This window comes from Paenibacillus sp. OSY-SE (assembly GCF_000283315.1).
Taxonomy (GTDB): domain Bacteria; phylum Bacillota; class Bacilli; order Paenibacillales; family Paenibacillaceae; genus Paenibacillus_B; species Paenibacillus_B profundus.
This window is the reverse complement of the sequence record NZ_ALKF01000175.1, coordinates 41952-60906: the sequence shown is the minus strand read 5'-3', so window position 1 is coordinate 60906 and position 18955 is coordinate 41952. Positions and strand designations below refer to the sequence as shown.

The 18955-nt window shown below is 45.2% G+C and carries 15 protein-coding genes and 1 riboswitch; of the genes, 5 read left to right on the top strand and 10 right to left on the bottom strand.

Annotated elements, in window-relative coordinates:
- Window positions 1–148 precede the first annotated feature (148 nt).
- On the top strand, window positions 149–1132 hold the full coding sequence (locus A372_RS0112090) for a DNA-3-methyladenine glycosylase family protein (protein WP_019421111.1): 984 nt from the start codon (window positions 149–151) through the stop codon (window positions 1130–1132).
- 166 nt (window positions 1133–1298) lie between these two features.
- Here A372_RS0112090 and A372_RS0112080 read toward each other — a convergent pair whose 3' ends face one another.
- The 3 genes from A372_RS0112080 to A372_RS0112070 all read right to left on the bottom strand — a co-directional run bounded on the left by A372_RS0112080 (window position 1299) and on the right by A372_RS0112070 (window position 6711).
- Window positions 1299–3308 carry a M36 family metallopeptidase gene (locus tag A372_RS0112080; protein WP_019421109.1) on the bottom strand — a complete coding sequence of 670 codons (2010 nt, stop codon included), beginning with the start codon at window positions 3306–3308 and terminating at the stop codon, window positions 1299–1301.
- A 153-nt stretch (window positions 3309–3461) separates the two neighbouring features.
- Complete coding sequence (locus A372_RS0112075) at window positions 3462–4481, bottom strand: NAD(P)/FAD-dependent oxidoreductase (protein WP_019421108.1); 1020 nt, start codon at window positions 4479–4481, stop codon at window positions 3462–3464.
- On the bottom strand, window positions 4474–6711 hold the full coding sequence (locus A372_RS0112070) for a hypothetical protein (RefSeq protein WP_019421107.1): 2238 nt from the start codon (window positions 6709–6711) through the stop codon (window positions 4474–4476). Before A372_RS0112070 ends, A372_RS0112075 begins: the two co-directional genes overlap by 8 nt.
- A 238-nt stretch (window positions 6712–6949) precedes the next feature.
- Here A372_RS0112070 and A372_RS0112065 point away from each other — a divergent pair, with 238 nt between their 5' ends.
- Window positions 6950–7411, top strand: a complete 462-nt coding sequence (locus tag A372_RS0112065; RefSeq protein WP_157259526.1) for a hypothetical protein — start codon at window positions 6950–6952, stop codon at window positions 7409–7411.
- 71 nt (window positions 7412–7482) lie between these two features.
- Here A372_RS0112065 and A372_RS0112060 read toward each other — a convergent pair whose 3' ends face one another.
- The 5 genes from A372_RS0112060 to A372_RS0112040 all read right to left on the bottom strand — a co-directional run bounded on the left by A372_RS0112060 (window position 7483) and on the right by A372_RS0112040 (window position 13866).
- On the bottom strand, window positions 7483–8454 hold the full coding sequence (locus tag A372_RS0112060) for an ABC transporter substrate-binding protein (protein ID WP_019421105.1): 972 nt from the start codon (window positions 8452–8454) through the stop codon (window positions 7483–7485).
- A 117-nt stretch (window positions 8455–8571) separates the two neighbouring features.
- Window positions 8572–10191 carry an AraC family transcriptional regulator gene (locus tag A372_RS0112055; RefSeq protein WP_019421104.1) on the bottom strand — a complete coding sequence of 540 codons (1620 nt, stop codon included), beginning with the start codon at window positions 10189–10191 and terminating at the stop codon, window positions 8572–8574.
- 250 nt (window positions 10192–10441) lie between these two features.
- Window positions 10442–11791: an amino acid carrier protein gene (locus A372_RS0112050; protein WP_019421103.1), complete on the bottom strand. Its 1350-nt coding sequence runs from the start codon at window positions 11789–11791 to the stop codon at window positions 10442–10444.
- A 150-nt stretch (window positions 11792–11941) separates the two neighbouring features.
- Window positions 11942–12040, bottom strand: a riboswitch (glycine riboswitch).
- Window positions 12041–12429: 389 nt separating this feature from the next.
- Window positions 12430–13407: an aldo/keto reductase gene (locus tag A372_RS0112045; RefSeq protein ID WP_019421102.1), complete on the bottom strand. Its 978-nt coding sequence runs from the start codon at window positions 13405–13407 to the stop codon at window positions 12430–12432.
- A 219-nt stretch (window positions 13408–13626) separates the two neighbouring features.
- Window positions 13627–13866: a hypothetical protein gene (locus tag A372_RS0112040; protein WP_019421101.1), complete on the bottom strand. Its 240-nt coding sequence runs from the start codon at window positions 13864–13866 to the stop codon at window positions 13627–13629.
- An 88-nt stretch (window positions 13867–13954) separates the two neighbouring features.
- Here A372_RS0112040 and A372_RS0112035 point away from each other — a divergent pair, with 88 nt between their 5' ends.
- Entirely contained in the window at window positions 13955–14536 is a 582-nt protein-coding gene (locus tag A372_RS0112035) for a TetR/AcrR family transcriptional regulator (protein WP_019421100.1), read from the top strand.
- A 101-nt stretch (window positions 14537–14637) separates the two neighbouring features.
- Here the strand turns inward: A372_RS0112035 and A372_RS0112030 are convergent, their stop codons facing one another.
- Both A372_RS0112030 and A372_RS38585 read right to left on the bottom strand, forming a co-directional pair.
- On the bottom strand, window positions 14638–15720 hold the full coding sequence (locus A372_RS0112030) for a DUF418 domain-containing protein (protein ID WP_019421099.1): 1083 nt from the start codon (window positions 15718–15720) through the stop codon (window positions 14638–14640).
- Window positions 15721–15951: 231 nt separating this feature from the next.
- A complete protein-coding gene (locus tag A372_RS38585) occupies window positions 15952–16314 on the bottom strand; it encodes an MFS transporter (protein WP_237728519.1) in 363 nt (120 codons plus the stop codon).
- A gap of 408 nt (window positions 16315–16722) precedes the next feature.
- Between A372_RS38585 and A372_RS0112015 the strand changes: the two genes are divergently transcribed.
- Complete coding sequence (locus A372_RS0112015) at window positions 16723–17304, top strand: histidine phosphatase family protein (RefSeq protein WP_019421096.1); 582 nt, start codon at window positions 16723–16725, stop codon at window positions 17302–17304.
- 165 nt (window positions 17305–17469) lie between these two features.
- The gene (locus A372_RS0112010; RefSeq protein WP_019421095.1) at window positions 17470–18864 is read left to right on the top strand and encodes a hypothetical protein; all 1395 of its coding nucleotides are present in this window, start codon (window positions 17470–17472) and stop codon (window positions 18862–18864) included.
- Window positions 18865–18955 lie beyond the last annotated feature (91 nt).

Genomic DNA, 18955 nt, shown 5'->3' with positions numbered 1-18955 from the left:
ATCGTGTTCGCCTCCACACACAGTATAACCCCAATGATGGCCGTATGTACGCTTCTAAGAATATAAAAGCAAGATATCAAAATTGCATAAAATCATTTTGTGTTACAACTAAGAGTGTAATGTTATTAATATGAATGGGAGGATTTTTATGAAAAGGAATACGATAAATCCGCAGTGGGATGACCCATATTTAATAGACGTGCCCAGTCTTCCGCAAGGCTCCTGGGAAGATAACGGGCAACAATTAAAATTATCTGTGCCGAAAGAATTCAGCTTTTCCGAAAATATGAAATACCTGTCTAACGCCCCTAATGAATGCTTGTTTCATATTAAGGATCATAGGATCTACAAAGCTGTCCCGATCGGTCAGGAAACGCCAATCATTGAAATTAGCGCGGAACATGAAAACGTGATTACCATCCGTTTTTTGGGGAATACAACGCCTTCTCGCCAAGAGGTTCGTGCCGCGGTGGCGGGCTATGTAAGCGAGTGGTTTGATTTGGAGACCGATTTGCGCCCGTTTTATGATTTGGCCAAAAATGATTTATTGCTGCACAGAGCGGTCAGTGAGTTTTATGGACTGCGCAATGTCGGAATTCCCGATCTATTCGAGGCATTATGTTGGGGAATCATCGGACAGCAAATTAACCTTGCCTTTGCTTATACCTTAAAAAGGCGTCTCGTAGAAAACTTCGGCCGCAGCGTGGAGCTGGATGGAGAGCAATATTGGATCTTCCCCTCCCCTCATGAAATCGCGGCATTGGCGGTTAGCGATTTGGCTGTATTGCAAATGACAACCAAGAAAAGCGAATATCTCATTGGGGTAGCCCAACTGATCGCCGAAGGGAAACTGACCAAAAAACGATTGCTGGCCACAGGGGACTATAAAAAAGCGGAAAAGATGCTAGTAAGTATCCGGGGAATCGGACCGTGGACAGCTAACTATGTTCTGATGCGCTGTCTGAGAATTCCTTCTGCGTTTCCCATTGATGATGTCGGTCTGCACAATGCAATCAAACATCTTATGGGCACCGAACAGAAACCAACCAAAGAAGAGATCTTGCAGCTATCTTCAACATGGACAAATTGGGAGTCCTATGCCACTTTTTATTTATGGAGATTCCTTTATTAGGGGATGCAGCGTGCAAGAGTGCTATTGAAGGGAAATTTGCAACAATCGATTTATTTTTGTCCAACAAGCAGACCTGGAACCCGACCGAAAAGGAACCGAGCGAGGCCTTTCCGGTCGAATCTTCAGGTTAGCATGATAAGCACTGCCGCAGACGAGAGTTCTTCCTTCAATGCAAGTCTTCTGGCAGTTCAAAGTCTGCAACAATGCCAACAAGAGAAGCTCCAGCGCTGCGTGCATTGGGTCCCATGCCAAACTTTGAAAAAGTTTTCCAGGCGCTATGACGTGCTGCACTATAGTCTTCTGCACTTATTTTTCCTGCATTCTTCAGGTCCTCCAAAGCTTTTAGTATGTCGCTCCGCGCATCAAGAAAACTTGGATTTGAGCGAGAGCGTTTTAATCCATCGACGACGATTCTCCATGCTAAATTATAACCTTTATCCTTGCTAAACTTTTCAACAAATCTACGGTTCATATACATGAGTATTGCACACCATATTTCCCCGATTTCGTGTTCGTTCCCCTCGCGATACCGCCCAGTTCCAAGCTTTCCAAAATGGTCAGGGAAATTATCATCGTATTTAAAATGACGAATTCCGTTCGGATTTCCCGAAACCCAGGCACCCGTCACAACTTTTTCTACATTTCTGCTATAATTTTGAATTGTAAGTGCAAAGTAATCACTCCAGCCCTCACCCATCCCATTGCATTGTGGTTGTTCCAACGACCCAAAATCGAGGGGCCCTCCAGCCAGCCTATTTGTTACTCCGTGAGTAAATTCATGGAACACTACATCGGCATCAAAAGCAGTATGTCGATTGTTCGAAGCAACTATACCCATTCTCATGATTGGGCTTTGGCCATCTACAGGAGTGCTCATATTGGCTGTGCCAAATACAGGCCCACTATACGCGCGGGCTCTAACACTATCTCCTGCGTTTCCTATACCTGAGGAATTGATTTTTTGAAAATTTCCTGCCTTCTCATCAAAGCCAAGCATGTAAAAGAAATCATGCATGTAGTTGCAAAAATAGAAAATATTTAAGATTTTCTGATCATTACCTGTTGCATCAGAAGGGTCAAATGTCACCATCCCGTTTACGACATTGCCATTTAGGTGTGTTGCCGGAGAGCAAACTTGTAAGGTTGAAGAATTTGAATCGCAAAATACAGCCTCAGTGCTATTTCCGATAGTCTCTGTTTCATTAACCCAATCCTTGGGGAAATCACTTGGTAATTCCGTAACAGGTTTTACTGGGTAGTCCATTAACGGTCTCGGAAAAGGGACCATAGTTCTGCCATCCCCAGGGTTTGTTTCATATATATTTCCTTTTGCTTTTATGTGGCGGCTAATCTGCTTAAAATAAAGAATTTCGCCAGGTTGTTCATTATCAGCTGCAACAATTACTTCATACTGTGCAACCATTTCCTTAAGGGAAATAATAAAACGCCAAGCTAGCCTTGAGTTTGGGTTTTGGTGAAATATGACGAGATTGGCGGGGATATAATCTCCGAATTCACCTTGATCAAGTACCGTATAACGTGCAACAGTAGGAAAAGTTACCAAAATTTTCGGTTCATAACTGGAAGTGTTTAAATCCGTATGATGAATGGGTTGCCCCCAGCCGTCTTTCGCGTCCTCATCCACCTGATGATGTAAGTTCATATACTCATTAGCCTTTTTTATCGCTGAGTTAACATCTATTTCAGGCATCACATTTATTTCTTCATTAAAAATGACATTATCGCCCACGATGTCTTCAACCGTACCATTTCCAGAAAAACGTACGGTTCTCGACATTTGAAATATAGGGATCCCGCGGTAATGTTGGTGTAAATGTACGATTGATACTCCTGCACTTGTTGTTATGACATTCGGATCCGGAACAAATTCCGCTTCTGTTGCTACTCCTGTTTCCGGAGAGAAACTTAAAACCGCTGAAGTATGTTGCATATAATCAATAGCTCTAGTAATAAAAGATCTACCATCAGATTCTTCATTATTATTGATAGTGACCATAGCCGGACTACCAGTTATAGGGTTTATGTTGGATATATTAATACTGGTTGTGTCTGGTATGTTTTCAGAAATAGCTTCGGCAAATCCGTTAATTAGACGAACTCGTTCGTTATCGTTGTTGTTATAACTGTAGTTCCTTTTGTCAACTTCTCGAATCATTAGATCCTGCTTCCTTTCTTATTTTGAATTTATTCTTAGGATCACCAATACATAGTTGGAATATGTATAGAAGCAACTGATTTTCCATGATTTAGCGATGGTTCGTTTTCTCTTTCCAAATTCCCTAGTCCTATCGCTATCATTCAGTTCTTTTCAATTAGAATAGCATGGCAGCAACCGATAGAACTCCTCCAGTCGATCTCTGTCGTGATGAAACCAATCCCCCAACCAGTGCTGGTATGCACGAAAGGCCGTTTTTTCATCAAAAGAGCCTGTAGCAATCCCTGTAATATGATGAGCAGTCATCATGCCGGACATGATGGCCTTCAAGACACCGTGCGAAGAGGCAGGATCAAGTATGAAAGCTGCATCACCGACGAGCCAATACCCGGGCCCGGCAGGCTTTTTCACCTTTCTCCATGTTACATCCACTCCTTTAATCCGTCCCAAGACACTCATGCCTTCATATTCCTTAGGGATAGCGACTTGTTCGCTTGCACAGTCTTGAACCAAGTCAAGCCGTGTCCATTGGTATACATTCGGACGCACCTTGGCGGTCCAAGTCCACCCTCTACTGTCTGACTCCATGACTGGTGCGTGATCGCGAGTAGGGCATTGCCCTGTTACATACCCGTACCTGACGATTAGCCGAGGTGAATATTTCTTAATTGGCAGTCCCAATTTCCGTGCAAGCCAATGATGACCCCCGGCAGCATCAACAACCCAGGACGACCTTAATTCTCCTTCAGAAGTCACGAGTCCAGACACACGTTTCCGTTCTACGATAGGACGAATGGCACGGCAAGGTTGATACATTTGAACTCCCAATTCAGCGGCCCTTTGAATCATAATAGCATCGAAGTCGGCTCGCCAAGCTTGGAAGCCGCGCCATGGCCCGGTATCGTCCGCTCCGAATGGGACGAAACACCAATCCGCATCCCATTTTGTCCAATGCCCTTCATGCCGGACAAAATTCGCTTCACGAATTTTTCCGTCTACACCAAGCCGTTTCAAAAGTGGTTCAATCCCGGGATGAAGAGATTCTCCAGGCCGATCACGCGGAAACGAAGCACTCTCGATTATCGCGACGCTTAATCCCGATTCGGCGCAAAAGATTGCCGTCGCCGCCCCCGCCGGGCCGCCGCCAATAATAGCGACATCGACTCTATTCATGTGGCCTAACGTGCGTCCAATTGCCATTGTTTCGCTTTAGCAGAACATCGATACCGTTTACGAATAATGTTGCTTCTTCCTGCATCTCGATTCGAATTTTACGAAAATCATCAGGATGAGCAATATTGTCACTCCCTCTTCGATATATAACGAAGCGATAAATGGTACCTCCTAGATGATGTCGGGATTGCTCGATGGCAGTTTGCAGCTCTTCATCGTTTGACGCGACTTTCTGGAAAGAAAGCACGCTCCATAATCGTTTTTCCGTATTCGTTATATCAAGTGCTCGGTATGCATAAGCCATCGATAGAACTCTTGCCTTATATTCCGACGCATCTATCCGTCCAGTGAGCGCCATCGTAAATTTATTATCCAACGCATGATCGACATAGTCCGAATAAGCCAGCGAATGGTAATCGACCAATTTACTCTCGGGTATTTGCTTTGGCCCTGGAACGCCGTCCCACGGCAGGTTTCCTTTTTGTCCGATTTCCTCATCCGTCAATGGACTGACAGTCGGCCAAGATGGTTCAAATGTGCGTGCTGCGTCGGGTGAAACTGCGGGCCAGAACGTACTCAACGCTGCGCATAACTTGGAATCTTCGGGAAACGGACTTCCAAGTCCATAAGAGGACAGAAACTCTGTTCCATCATTTGCACGATCGCGACTTACATCCCAGCCCGGAGCGATGATACCTGATGCTGCATCAGGTAAGTAAGAGTGACGAGTTGTTTTCGAATCACTAAGATGAGTCGAACGCTGCACGGGAGAGTTATAAAAAAGCGAGACGATGGCCGTCATCGTCTTGTCGTCTTTCGAAAATATGGTTCTTCCACCTTGCCTGTCAGGAGTCTTGAATTCAAGGTTGGCAGCTATTCGTTGATCGGACAACGGATATGGAGGCGTTTCCCACAGTTCGTCTTGAAGCTCATTCGGCACGGACTGTATCCACCATTTTGTCAGTTCACCCTGCTCGCAGCTTGGGAAGAAATCAGGCGCCGTAACCAAAGAGTAAGCCGCCTCCGATCTAGGAAATTCGAAAGCCAGTTCGGGACATGCAGCTTCGATACATCCGTCCGCTGTATAATCAATATAATGCACCGCTCTGTATCCACCCTCGTCTATGATTTGGGCAAGATCATGTTTATCATTGAGGTTAGTAATTGTACCGTCCTGCTCTAATCGATGGCGAATGTGAACATATTCCGGAGCTTGTCGCCATCGTCCGTTTTCTGGAGAAATTTCAAGACTGGTGGAGAACTTTTCATGGCCTTGCGGTACTATGAAAGTGAGTGTATTGCCCTTATACTTTGCCTCTTCGACCAATGCGGCATGAACGGCAGGAACAAGCATTCCTTTACCATGCGCTGGCTCATGTGACCAATCGGCTATATCTTCGTGAAAAATAAATGGCGGCTCGTTTATTTCTGGAGCGGACCACCCTGTATTGTATCTTTTCCCCAACTCGAGATGGATGCGCCGCAGCTTTTCATTGACATGGTGCGCCTTAAAGTCCACATTGAGATCGTAATCACGAATGCATTCTGTTCCGTCGAACAATTTATGAATAGGAACCCAGAATGTATGCTCGCTGTCTTCTGGCTGAAACCGCATCGGTCCGAACGTGCTTGCCTCGCCTTTGCGTTCGGCAGCGATATACAAGGAGTATCGTGCCGGCAATACTCGAATAGAGTGCGGTTCTTCATCGACGAATGGAAGAAATCCCCGGATTGAATCATCATATTTTGCTTTCAACGTTCCGATTCGAGCCACTCCTGTACGAGAAAAGCACATATCCGCGTGTTTCTCATGAACAGTTTCCGAGGCAGGACGATATTCAGCAGCAAAAACGACCAGCGCCAACGAATGATTCTGCCCTCGAAGCCGTATCTCGTTCAATGAAGGGGGCTGTATGCCAAACACCAGATTTTCCACTGTTTCAAGATCCGCTAATGTAGGGAAGATAGTCAAACCGTCCACGACATTAGATGAAGCGAGTGCATGATAGAAAAGACTTCTTGCGGGTATTCCTGGTTCGATACCTCTTATGCCTTCGAATGCAAAATCTTCGAACCCGGGAATAGTTCTATCGATATTCGGCAGTTCTCTTAGCAGCTCCCCTCTTAGATCGGGCGAGGAGATATCCATACCGTGCTTGAGAAACAAATCCTTCCATCCACCATTTTCTAATCGGTCGCATATTTGTTTTACATCGCCAATTATAGACATAACGGCTAACCGTCCTTTCATTCACTCTTGCAGTCGAACAATACGAGATATAGAGTAAACCCAAATTTGTTATTCTATACAAAAAACTATATTAAGTGTAGGGAATGTACGATGTTTGTGCCGTTGTGCAACCATACTTGCGTTTCAATCAATTTCAAGTGATTAATGTAGCAAATCGTTAGATACGACATAAGATGAAGCAGGAGATCAGCCCAAAAATGTCAAGTAGGTGTTGTTATTGAGGCAAAACGAAATGTGGCAGCCTGTTGTAACCGAATTATACAATAGTCTGTATAGTGAACAGATGGTTTGTTCCATTAGCTCGGAGTTATTTCATATCCCCGAGACGACAGATTTACAAGGAAATGCAGAAATGCATGCAAGTCTCGTCCCGGCATCTTATCATCGGGTGACGGCAACCGGTTCCGCCCAAAGATTGCTGAATGGTGAAAGTGCACCTTCCATTGTTGAAACATTGGTTGCCTGCATTCAAAATGCCGAACAGTTGGATCGCAACGTGCATTCCGGTTTATTTGTCATGAGGGATGCCGCCCCTGCTTCTTTCAAACCCGTAATCGAAAACATTATACTGTGGCAGGATTACGCTGAAGCACATTTGCAAAACGCAAAACAATCTACGATACAAATTACGGGTATGCCTTTTCGGCTAGGACACTGGATACATTATCAGGGAGTGTAACAGAAGTGTATTACAATCAACAAGCGCCATCCGCATATGGATGGCGCTTGTTTTACTGAGATTCCCGTCTCTTATTTTTGGGTAAATAGCTTTACCGCTTCTTCCAAAGATTTAAGCTGGCCTATCGCCGAATAATCCAACCATGGCTGTTGTTCAATCGCATGCACATTGCCATTTTTGACGGCCTTCATATTTTTCCAGATAGCACTCTCCTCCAACTCTTTGAACAGCTGCTGTGCGGCAGCGTCAGCGGAAACCTCAAGCAAGATATGATCAGGATCGAAATCCGGCAGCAGTTCTCTGGATATGGCTTGCGGTCCTTCCTTTCCTTGTCCCATGTTTTCCAATCCTTTGGCAGGTTTAATCCCCAAGTCTTCGTAAAGCAACGAGCCGTAATTACGGTCTAGCCCGTATACTCTGAATTCTTTTTTGAGCACGCGCAGAACCATTACGGTTTCATCTCCAAGAGCTTGCTTAACCTTTTCTTTCGCACTGGCGGCTTCTTGATTATAGTTGGAAATAAACGCGTCAGCTTCTTTTTCCCGTCCTGTCGCCTTGCCGAGCTGCGACAATTGATCTTGCCAGGTCGAATTTCTAAAATTAAGCACAATCGTTGGAGCAATTTTCTCAAGTTCCTCCTTTTTCCCCTGTATAAGCTCCTCCTGTGCAATAATAAGGTCTGGTTCAATGCTCACGATCGCTTCAAGGTTGGGATCTTGAGAATTGCCTAAATTTTGTGTGTTGTTCAAGAGATCAGCTACATGAGGGAGAAACTCTTTTCCTTTTTGGGTGACAGCACCTACAGGAGTAATTCCCAAAGCAAGCAAATCGCTCGTAAAAGGAATGGATAGCACCGCAATCCGTTTGTCTGATCCTGCTGCTTTGGCATCCTGCTTATTATCGATGGCATCAGCTTGAGACAGTGTTGCTTGCTCCGTTCCGCCTTGTGTATTCGTCGACGCTGCCCCGCTGCAAGCCGTAACAACCATTACTAGCAAACAACATATGAAAGTAAACATCATGGTCCGATGGCGTGTAAACATTTCGAAAAAACCCCTTTGAGTTGAATTATTATGTATGATGATAATGATAATCATTATTATGACAACATTCCTCTGAAAAATCCATGTCATATCTTTAGATTTGAATTTGGATTATCTTCACCTTAATGCCGTGAGCAGCGTCACCGCTTCGTCCAACTGCTGATCGATAGAACGTGGAGCATATACCATCCATTTGTCCCAATCCAACACATATACCCGATTATGCTTGACCGCCGGATGCTGGCTCCAGCCCTCGCTCGCTTGCCATTCTTTTAATCTGCTTTTTGCCTCTCCTTCCGTCTTGACCACGATGAAAAGATGATCGGTTTCGTAATCAGATAGATTTTTTGTGGTTGCAGACGTCCAATTGAAGACCGTACCAGGCGTATGCTTATCCATTTCTTTTCGTATCCGCTCTGGAGGTGTTAATTGCAAGGAACGATAAAACACATGCCCGATGTTGCGTGCGCCGTAAAGCTTCACTTCGTTATCGACAAGCGTGAGCAGCCCGACCGTTCCATCGCCGATAACCGCTTTTACTTTTTTTTGCTCGCGTTCCGCTCTCTGTTCGTGGCGTTCAATCCACTCTCGAGCTGCCTGTTCTTTGCCCACAAGCCGGGCTATTTCATGCAAATGTCCGAACAAGTCCAATCGCGTCCAGGGAATCGTCACAACCGGTGCAATGTCACCTATATACTTTCTCATTTGCAGCGAAATGTGGTCCTTGCATAAAATCAAATCAGGCTTTTGCTTCAATAAAGTTTGCCTGAAGTCTTCCCATACCCGATCATAGACCGGCTTGGTCATGGATGGCGATTCCTTATCGATGTGTGTTGCGAATGGCTTTACGCCTAGCGTTAATAAATGATCTGTATAAGGATGCGAAAGAGATACGATATTGCTATGATGTTTCTTAATGTACACGGTTGGCGCTATGCCATTGTACACTTTGAACCTCCTGCTGAAATAAAACTCATCTTTATATCCAACATCACGGGCGATGTCACGAATTTTCTCACGCGATACCAGCAAGTGCACCTTTGCCTGGTTCATACGCAAATCGGTCAAATACTCGATTGGGCTTTTCTTCAGTTTTTGTTTAAAAAGCTGGGAATAGTACGAGGGGTGCATACCCGCCATGTCCGCCAGCTTCCCTAGGGTGATATCCGTATGATAAGTCTGCTGCATGTACTGAATCGTGCCTTCTAGCGATTTTTCGGTGCGCTCGGAAATAGGCGCCGCTTTGTTATCCAATAGTACGCACAGCAGCTCATGCAAGTACAATTGCTTGCGTGAATCTTCCATTTCGTTTAGAGAAGCTCTGCCCCTAGTCAATAATTGAATCAGATGCCGAACGCGTTGGTACTGCTTGACCCGTATTTCCCCATGTTCGGGAAGCGTTGACTCCTTCTCATACACTCTTCTCAGCTCGGTCCATTCCGTAACGCGAAACATGTCAAACGCAATTCTGCACAGACTCAGACATTGAGTCGGGTCGCTCTCAGCTGCAAGTGCGAAGCCAGCAGGCAACAAATAAACGGATTTCCGTGATAGATCTATCGGTTGAAGTTCATCGTTCATGTATAATTTTCCGTGACCCTCCGTCACGAACAATAAGGTATGAGAAGCAAGCTCATGTCTCTCCCAGCCCGACGTAGCATCGACTGCTATGCATTCGATTTGTTTGATTTGAAGCAATGCTTTATGTAAAAAAATATGATGTTTCCCTTCGTCCACTTCTCTTTCCTCCAGCTTCATCTAAATCTAAACATAATGATTTTTCGATATGAGTAAGAATGATTCTCAATGTCAGGTTCTTATTTTCTCATGCTTGGTTCCATCTGTCCAATGTTCACAGCACAGAATTAACAAGTTGCCTTGATTTACATAAAAAAATCTCGTCTCCCTAAGAGACGAGATGAACTCACGGTACCACTCTTGATAACAGATTGAACAACAAAAGAAGCAGCTCCAACCTTTTATCCTCTCACTTTTTATGTGTTTTCATATGCTTCAGATAAAGACGAGTTTCCGTCACAACCACACCGGATAGACCTAGCAGCGCGACGAGGTTCGGCAGAGCCATTAAGCCATTCACAATGTCCGAGAGCTGCCAAATCAGCTCAAGCTTGATGAACGCGCCCAGACCGATCAGGACGATGAACACGATGCGGTAAGGCAGAATGGATTTGACTCCAAATAAATATTCCATGCAACGTTCGCCGTAATAATTCCAGCCTAGAATCGTGGTAAAAGCGAACAGTATAAGGCAAAACATCAAAATGATGGATCCATACGGCATAGCTGCATCAAACGCCGCTTGGGTCATCTCTGCCCCATCAGTCGAGCCGTTCCAAACCCCGGTTATAATCAATGTCAATCCCGTCAGAGAACAAATAATAATCGTATCGAAAAATGTGCCCGTCATGGATACAAGCCCTTGCTCCGCAGGCCACTTCACCTTTGCCGCAGCTGCCGCAATCGGAGCGCTGCCCAGACCAGATTCATTGGAAAATACACCTCTTGCGATACCATTCCGAATCGCCATCATGACCGTTGCGCCGAGGAATCCGCCCCCTGCTGCTGTCGCGTTAAAGGCGCCATGTAATATGAGCGACAGCGCATGAGGAATCTGATCCGCAAAAACAATAAGGACAATGCTGCTCGCTATCAAATAAATAATGGCCATCACAGGTACGACTTTGGTCGTTACATGCGAGATGCTCTTGAGCCCCCCAATTGTCACCAATGCTGTCAAAAGAGTCACAACACCCGCCGTAACAACTACGGGGATGCCCAAGCTTGACTGCGCGGAAGACACGATTGCATTGATTTGCGGGAAGGTGCCCACTCCAAACAGTGCAACCAATACTCCGCTCACGGCGAAGAAAACGGCAAGCGGTTTAAATTTAATGCCCAAACCTTTTTCAATGTAATACATAGGGCCGCCCGATATCTGTCCATTATCGTCAATCTTCCGAAATTTTACGGCCAATAGTCCTTCTGCATACTTGGTTGCCATTCCAAAGAACGCCGCCATCCACATCCAAAATAACGCACCAGGTCCACCTATTTTAATCGCAGTAGCTACCCCGACAATGTTGCCCGTACCGATCGTTGCCGCCAAAGCGGTAGCCAGCGCACCAAAGCTGGTTACGTCACCTTCGCCTTCATTTTTAGCTTTGAACACGAGCTTTAGGGCAAGAGGCAGACGAATCACCTGCAGCAATCCAAGGCGGAATGTAAATATAATTCCCGTTCCTACCAACAAAATAAGAAGCGGCGGCCCCCATACAAAACGATTCACGCTGCCTAACCATTGTTCTATCATGTGCATAGAAATTCCCCTCATGATCTTTATTTATTGCCGAACGACATGAAAAAGAGCCAAATCGGTTGATTTGACTCCGGGGACATTTTTGCAGAATAGCAAATACGAGAATAAGTGAGATTAGTCACAATTCCAACGCAAAACGATGCCTGCACTTCTGCAATCCCTGTCCTTTTACCTGAGAGTTTTAACGTGTGAAATCACCCGTATTGCCCCTTCGGTGCTCCATGACGGAGTCTCTCCAGAGTCCTGTCCATCTACGGTCCTGCTTGCATTGCATTCGAATTCTTCATTCGATAATTCAAGCGCCTGAGAGCTTTACCCCTTCGGCCAGACTGCTGCCTGTCTCCCGTAAACTTCATCCAGCTATAAAGTTTTATACTACATTATAGAGAACAGACTATCATTTCGCAAGGCTGATTAAATGGTAATATATCCCCCGAGGCTCTCTTTAGCCTTCACTTATGCACGTTCATGAATATATGCAATGAATATGCAATAAAAATGTACATTATGCGTATTTCTCCCTTTTCTACCCATAGAGCATAATTGATGGGCCTCCAGGGTGAATAAAAAATCTCGCCTCATGAAGAGACGAGATGAACCCGCGGTGCTATTCATTTTATCGAATTAGGCTAAATCTTTCACTCCGGCAATCGGTAAACAGCGAACGGCTCTCCATAGCGGAAAGGATAACTGATTTGATCCAGCTCTTCCAGTTGATTCGCATCCAGCTTTATCGAGATGCTGTGCAGATTCTCCTCTAGTTGTTCAACCTTTGTAGCACCAACGATAACGGTTGACACGGAAGGTCTGTGAATGAGCCAAGACAGGGAAAGCGCACCGGGAGTGCAGCCTAAGTCGTGAGCAACACTGCTAATATTTCTGCTCAGAGCAATGCGGTCATCATTAAGGAACTTACTAAAATTAGGATCGGTTTCCGCCCGCGAACCTTCCGGTACCGCTTCCGTAGAACTGTATTTCCCGCTCAAAATACCACCGGCCAGCGGAAAATACGGGATGATGCCAATCCCCTGATCCTGACATAGAGGGACGAGCTCTTGCTCTGAAGTCCGATCGGCGAGAGAGTAGCTTGTCTGAATGGACACATAGCGGTTCAATCCAAGGTGCTCACTAATACCTACAGCCTTCATCAACTCCCACGCGGCATAATTCGACGCCCCGATGTATCGTATTTTTCCCGAACGAACCATGTCGTCCAATGTTCTTAACGTTTCTTCCAGCGGTGTATGGGGATCGAACGTGTGGATTTGATAGAGATCGACATAATCCGTCTTCAACCGCATCAGACTGTTGTCCAGCTCTTGCTGCAAGTGGCAGCGCGACGACCCGCGATCATTCGGACCTTCCCCGCGAACTAACCCGGCTTTTGTCGCCAACACCACGTTATGACGTCTTCCTTCCAATGCCTGTCCGATAATTCGCTCTGATTCGGAATTCGCATAAATATTGGCCGTGTCTATAAAATTGATCCCGTGATCCAAAGCCTTATGTATAATTCGGATCGAGGTCTGTTTGTCGGAACGTTTCCCGAATGCGTTCGTCCCTAATCCTAATGCAGACACTTTCAACCCGCTATTGCCAAGGCGGCGAAAATTCATGATAACCAGCTCCTCTTTTCAATATTCATAGTGCTGTTTATATGTAGCAATTATACCATAATGGAACAAACTTACGATTGGAGAAAGGACGTTGAACTTGCTTAGGCTGAGCAACCATTCGTTGCTTGCAGAGCGAACGGCGTTTCTATAATTCCCCGACAAATGTATGGATTGCAAAAAAGCCGTTCCCTGGTTAAATTCCGAGAAGCGGCCTTAGTTTCATCTTGTCTGATTGGAATATTGCAGAGGAGTCAGACCTGTCGTTCTCATAAAAAGCTTCCCCAATCCGGACTCATCCGCCACCTTCTCCATAAAGGAAGGGACGATTTCCATTTTTAGAAAAGATAACAGTTGTCCCCATTGGCAAGAGTGCCTCTCTCCCACAGGGAATATTTGAATGTCGCCTGATGCGGCAATCCCTTCCTGACTGCCTGCATTTTCGAATGCATGCAGCTTCATCGGACTGCTCTGAACTTGCGTTTGTTTTTTATTTTTTGTATTCTTTACTTACCGGTAAGTATTAACAGAAGAAGAAGGAGCCCAGTCTGTGAACAATACGGAGACTTACAAAAGAATCGTAGACACCACCTACGCCCTTTTTGCCGAGCATGGGATTGATAAGACAAGTATGGCCATGATTGCCAAGGAAGTAGGTATTACCAAACCGGCCGTCTATTATTATTTTAGCTCTAAAGAAGAACTAGTGGATTTTCTGTTCGAGGAAATATGTAAAGAAATCGATTTTGCAAAGTATTTTACGATTGAAGCATATACGAAAAATAATTTCCAAGCGAAGTTGTTGTCCGATGGCTTTAAAATGATTCAGGATCAAGAGAATGATGCTTTTTTCTCTCGGGTCATTAACGAGTATATCTTGGTTTCCATCCGAAATGAAAAATATCGCCAAACGTTTTACAGCATTACAGAAGGGTTCATGAACGGGTTCGTTGACTTATTAACGAAAGGTGCGCAATTCGGAGTCGTTACGAATGAGAAGCTGACAACCAAGGCACAATTACTCTCGATGGTTATTGATAACATCGGCAATTATATGCTCATGGGATTCAATATCGATTACAATGAGATTTGGGCTGAAGCCGTCCATAATGTGTTCAAAAGTGAAGATTAATCTCGATAGCCAGATCGTAGTTTAAAATGTCAATTGCAAAGCGCAGGGGCGGTCTCAAAAGTAGTTTTTCTACTTAAGGGACTCCCCCGCTTTTTGTTTCGTTAGATTTTTCTCATCAAGGCTTCAAGCGGCCCTCGTGTAAATCTGCTTCTCCAAATGTACGATAACAAAGCGCTTGCGGAAAAGAATGCGAGCGAATAAAGGATCGAAAACGCGAGCGTCTGATTTTCTAACTTTCCTAGGAGTGCCAATAGACCTATCCCTATAAATACATGGCTTATATAATGCGTCAGAGCCAGCTGACCAGTCCTGACCATCGTGATGGTAAACCAGTGATCGGTGAATTTTTCGGCGAAATAGATACAGACAACAATCACTGCCACCGCTGTGCTTGAACTGGATAATATATAAAATAGATTAGGCGGATAAGTCTTGGTTGAAAACAGAAATTGTGCTGCATCGAGTCCGATGGCCGAGCTGGAAACCTTGATGAGATAAAAAGCAAGAGCCTCCAAGACGACAGCTGTTATTATCGAGTAACATACGATTTTTTTGCGATAAGCACGGTCCATTACATTCTGTCTCCCCAACCACATGCCAAGCAGGAAGAAGCAGAACCATGGAAACAGCGGATGATATCCGTTGTACAGCAAATTGCGAAGGAATCCTTTGATTGTCCAAAAATCTAAGTAATCCATAAATGGCAGCAACGGGTTCCAGCCTTGCCAATAATTAAGCGCGATCTGCATAAGTTGAGCGGTGAACAGAAAACCCAGAAAAGCTGTAAGGATCGTCTTGTTCGAGGACAAGATGAAAAAGGAGGCAATCAGCATATACAGGCCGTAATAATGTAAAATGTCTCCGCTCCAACCAAAGAGGTACAGCAGCATTCCTACACTGAATAAAAACAAAGAACGCTTCCAGATGCTTTGTCTATAATCTTGAATGAGTAAAGGATTATTAGAGGTTCTTGCTTTCCTAGTCATTAATGAAATTCCAACCCCTGCTAACACGACAAATACAGCAGATGCCCTTCCTTCAAACAAGCCTGCAAAGGCAATAAGCCAATCGGGTCCATTTTCACCTGCATTCATTACTGTCTTAAAATTCACAATCATCATGCCAAGCATCGCGAATGCCCTTGCTATGTCAAATCCAACAATTCTTGACGAAGGTGCGCTCATGTAATCCCCCTTTCTGATGAATCAAACTTTACTTACCTACCGGTAAGTAAATAGTACACGCAAAGCAAAGCAAAATCAAGTGGCATGCATAATAATGAAAATAACAAAAACGAACCCGCAACAACCGCGGATTCGAATTCGCAATATCATCGGCAACAAAATCACTTTTTCGCTATTTTAACGCAAGTTTCTTTTTCCACGTCAGTTTGGCCCCTAAGCAGAGTCCCTTTTTTATTTTCTTGAAAATGATGTTTCAGACAAAAAGAACAGCAGCCCAAACAGCATAAACATGCCGATGCCTCCGATCATAAACAACGCCATGAGCCATCTGAAATTATCCTTTAACAACTGAAGGATTGTATGAAGAAATATACGGATAGGAACAGGCTTTTTCTCAGGCTTCTGCGGCTTCTTAACAAAAAAGAGGACCAATGTAATGGAGATGAAGCAGAGCACTGGTATAGACCAGAATGGAAGATACCAGACAATAGCAACCAACGCGGATCCCAATATAGGACTTAATACTTTGCCAGAAGTATTGGCCGTCTCAATCATGCCAAGTCCGCTGCTGACGTCTTTCTCATTGTCGAACATATCACCGACCAGAGGCAGCACGATGGGAATGTAATTGCCTCCGTATCTCAGGAAGGACAGGAATTAACATGGAGTTGCCTAACGTCATGATGAGAGGGATAGATGAAAGAGCTAATAAATCAGCCCGTTTGCAAATCGACACCTCCATACAATTAATGAATTCAAATCTCTTCCTCAGGTTAATCTGTGCAACTGATATAAAAGTTATACTTATCAATTCCATAAAAGAATCTTATATGTAATAAAATGGTTTGTACCAAGAACATGGGCATTGGTCTGACATTTTCAGCGAAGCCGACATTCAAGATATTTGTCGGAGTGCTCTATATCGTGAATAAATAACTGCTCCAAGTCTAAAATAGGTCTAGCACGATACTTATTTCAAATAGAGGAGTGGCTAAATACCTGATGTCAACCAAGCTATATGTCATACGCCATTGTAGGGCCCAACAGGGCCTGACATTGAATGATCCCGACACGCCTCTTACGCGAGAAGGTGTTCAACAGGCGAAGCTGCTAGGTGAGTTTTTACAGCGCCAAGGTGTAGTAAGTACAGATAACCTTCTCTCTAGTCCCTACCGTCGTGCGTGTGAAACGGCGAACATCATCGCTGAAAAATTACAGCTTTCGGTGTCTATCAATGACAAATTAAAGGAGCTGAATTTGGGTAATGTCAGCCGTAATGAAGATATAGGGGCCATCCTGGCCGAATTACGTGTGCATTTCGAACACCCGGAAAAGAAATTTCCCCAGGGAGAGTCAAATCATGAGGTGCAGCAGCGGGTTAGCGAGCTGGTAGATCAACTTTTACGGGGCGGTGAACAACAAACGCATCTATTGGTTACCCACCAGATTACAATGACACTGCTGCTGCAGCGTTACGATGCTCGATTCGGTTTCGAGACGTGCATGGAACTGACGAATCCTGATGTTTTCTTGATTGAATTTGCAGATGGAGAGGTACAACAAATACGGCATATTTGGACCTAAAACGGCTGAAAACTTTTATTCGTTTCATTGCAGACGATATGAGATTTGCACAACTCTATTTGTTCACTGTTACATATTTGTACTGGTATTCTATTTTTAGGGATAACTTTATTTATGTGGGATAAGTTACATATGTAAATAAATTTATATAACGGAGGATGTACGATGCTTGAACGAAACGATGTGCTCACGAACGAAGAAGTTACGTTCGAACCCGATATAAGGAACCTTCCGCAATGTGTTGAAGATGTCAGAAAGGCCGTCGTTTCCAATATTCCCGGCCCGCCTGACCCGACGGATTACCACCAACTGCGCGGCAGATTGGAAGCAGTACGCAGAAAGCTGCCTGTTCTGTACCGGGACGCAGTCGTCGAACCATTCCTTAGAGCGTTGGATCAACTGGGTCCAGAAGGGTTCACCGATATTTTAATTCACGATCCCCGTCGCGAAGGACCAGCCTTTCTGCTGTTCGATGTCGCACAAACCATACTGCAGAACGGTGAAGGCTACAATGCGGATGCCACTGAAGCTTTTCAGGAGATGGTGAGCGATCTGTACGACGGTTTTTTAAGCGCTGAAGACAGAGCGAGAGTGAAACGTCCAGACTTGAGCATGATACCGCCGCTCGTTAAGTGGGGGAAGCCGGAATTCGGTCCGTATACCATCCCGATTGACGGAACAGCCCAGATAGGCTTGAAAACGGGTATCGTAAGTCTTCCTCCCGCTCATGCCCAACGGGGCCTGCTGGCCTGGTCCAGCTTGGGCCACGAAACGGGCGGGCATGATATTTTGCATGCCGATACGGGACTGCTTGAAGAATTAGCGGATACGGTACGAGCGGCTCTTCTTGCGAACAATCTCGGAGATGATTTGGCTGAATATTGGGCTCATCGTATAGACGAGACGGCATCAGACGTCCTAGGGGTACTCAATCTGGGACCTGCGGCAGGGATCGGTTTGATTGGTTATTTCCGTGGAATCCGGGCGGCCACTTCGGGAATTCCCGCGCTCAAAAATATCGGTTCGGAGACTGACGTCCATCCAGCTGACATTTTGAGAGGATATTTAGCCGCCTATGCCGTAGGTATCCTGCAATTCGACCAGGCTAATATCTGGGAGCAGCTCATCGAGACAGAAACGGACAAAGATCTGACCCACATCCGTCTGGAAGGAAAAGTTGTCGGCGCTGAGGAAGCCAAGCTGTCTGCAAAGATCGTGGCCGCCGCCATCATGACGACGAAGCTGCATACGCTGGAAAATCACAGTTTGGACCAAATTCAGAATTGGAGAAATCGGGACGAGTCCCTTACTGCACAATTACGAGCTTTGTTGAGCACCGCGGGTCCGCTGCCTGAACATATGCGGTCTGGATTCTACGCAGCTCACGTGGTCGCGGCCGCCGTGACGGGCGCCTTGGTGCAGCATGCGGAAATCGACATGATTTTTCAGCGGATGATACTTCTGTTAAAATCGATGCATGATCAGAATCCATCGTGGGGACCTCTGCTTGTTTTGCATCCCGGCGATATCGTGCGCCATCGCGTATACCAGGAAGACTGATCCAAGAAACGATAGGAAGCTCCTCACCCGAGCTGGTCTCGGTGGAGGAGCTTTCTGCTTGATGGGACTTCTGGCCTATGTGCTGGAAGTC

What these genes read in the sequence shown, in the direction of transcription:
- A372_RS0112060 (WP_019421105.1), bottom strand. Translation starts at nt 8,454, where the DNA reads ATGTTTACACGCCATCGGACCATGATGTTTACTTTCATATGTTGTTTG.
- A372_RS0112050 (WP_019421103.1), bottom strand. Translation starts at nt 11,791, where the DNA reads ATGCACATGATAGAACAATGGTTAGGCAGCGTGAATCGTTTTGTATGG.
- A372_RS0112080 (WP_019421109.1), bottom strand. Translation starts at nt 3,308, where the DNA reads ATGATTCGAGAAGTTGACAAAAGGAACTACAGTTATAACAACAACGAT.
- A372_RS0112030 (WP_019421099.1), bottom strand. Translation starts at nt 15,720, where the DNA reads ATGAGCGCACCTTCGTCAAGAATTGTTGGATTTGACATAGCAAGGGCA.
- A372_RS0112090 (WP_019421111.1), top strand. Translation starts at nt 149, where the DNA reads ATGAAAAGGAATACGATAAATCCGCAGTGGGATGACCCATATTTAATA.
- A372_RS0112075 (WP_019421108.1), bottom strand. Translation starts at nt 4,481, where the DNA reads ATGAATAGAGTCGATGTCGCTATTATTGGCGGCGGCCCGGCGGGGGCG.
- A372_RS38585 (WP_237728519.1), bottom strand. Translation starts at nt 16,314, where the DNA reads ATGTTCGACAATGAGAAAGACGTCAGCAGCGGACTTGGCATGATTGAG.
- A372_RS0112015 (WP_019421096.1), top strand. Translation starts at nt 16,723, where the DNA reads ATGTCAACCAAGCTATATGTCATACGCCATTGTAGGGCCCAACAGGGC.
- A372_RS0112045 (WP_019421102.1), bottom strand. Translation starts at nt 13,407, where the DNA reads ATGAATTTTCGCCGCCTTGGCAATAGCGGGTTGAAAGTGTCTGCATTA.
- A372_RS0112040 (WP_019421101.1), bottom strand. Translation starts at nt 13,866, where the DNA reads ATGAAGCTGCATGCATTCGAAAATGCAGGCAGTCAGGAAGGGATTGCC.
- A372_RS0112070 (WP_019421107.1), bottom strand. Translation starts at nt 6,711, where the DNA reads ATGTCTATAATTGGCGATGTAAAACAAATATGCGACCGATTAGAAAAT.
- A372_RS0112010 (WP_019421095.1), top strand. Translation starts at nt 17,470, where the DNA reads ATGCTTGAACGAAACGATGTGCTCACGAACGAAGAAGTTACGTTCGAA.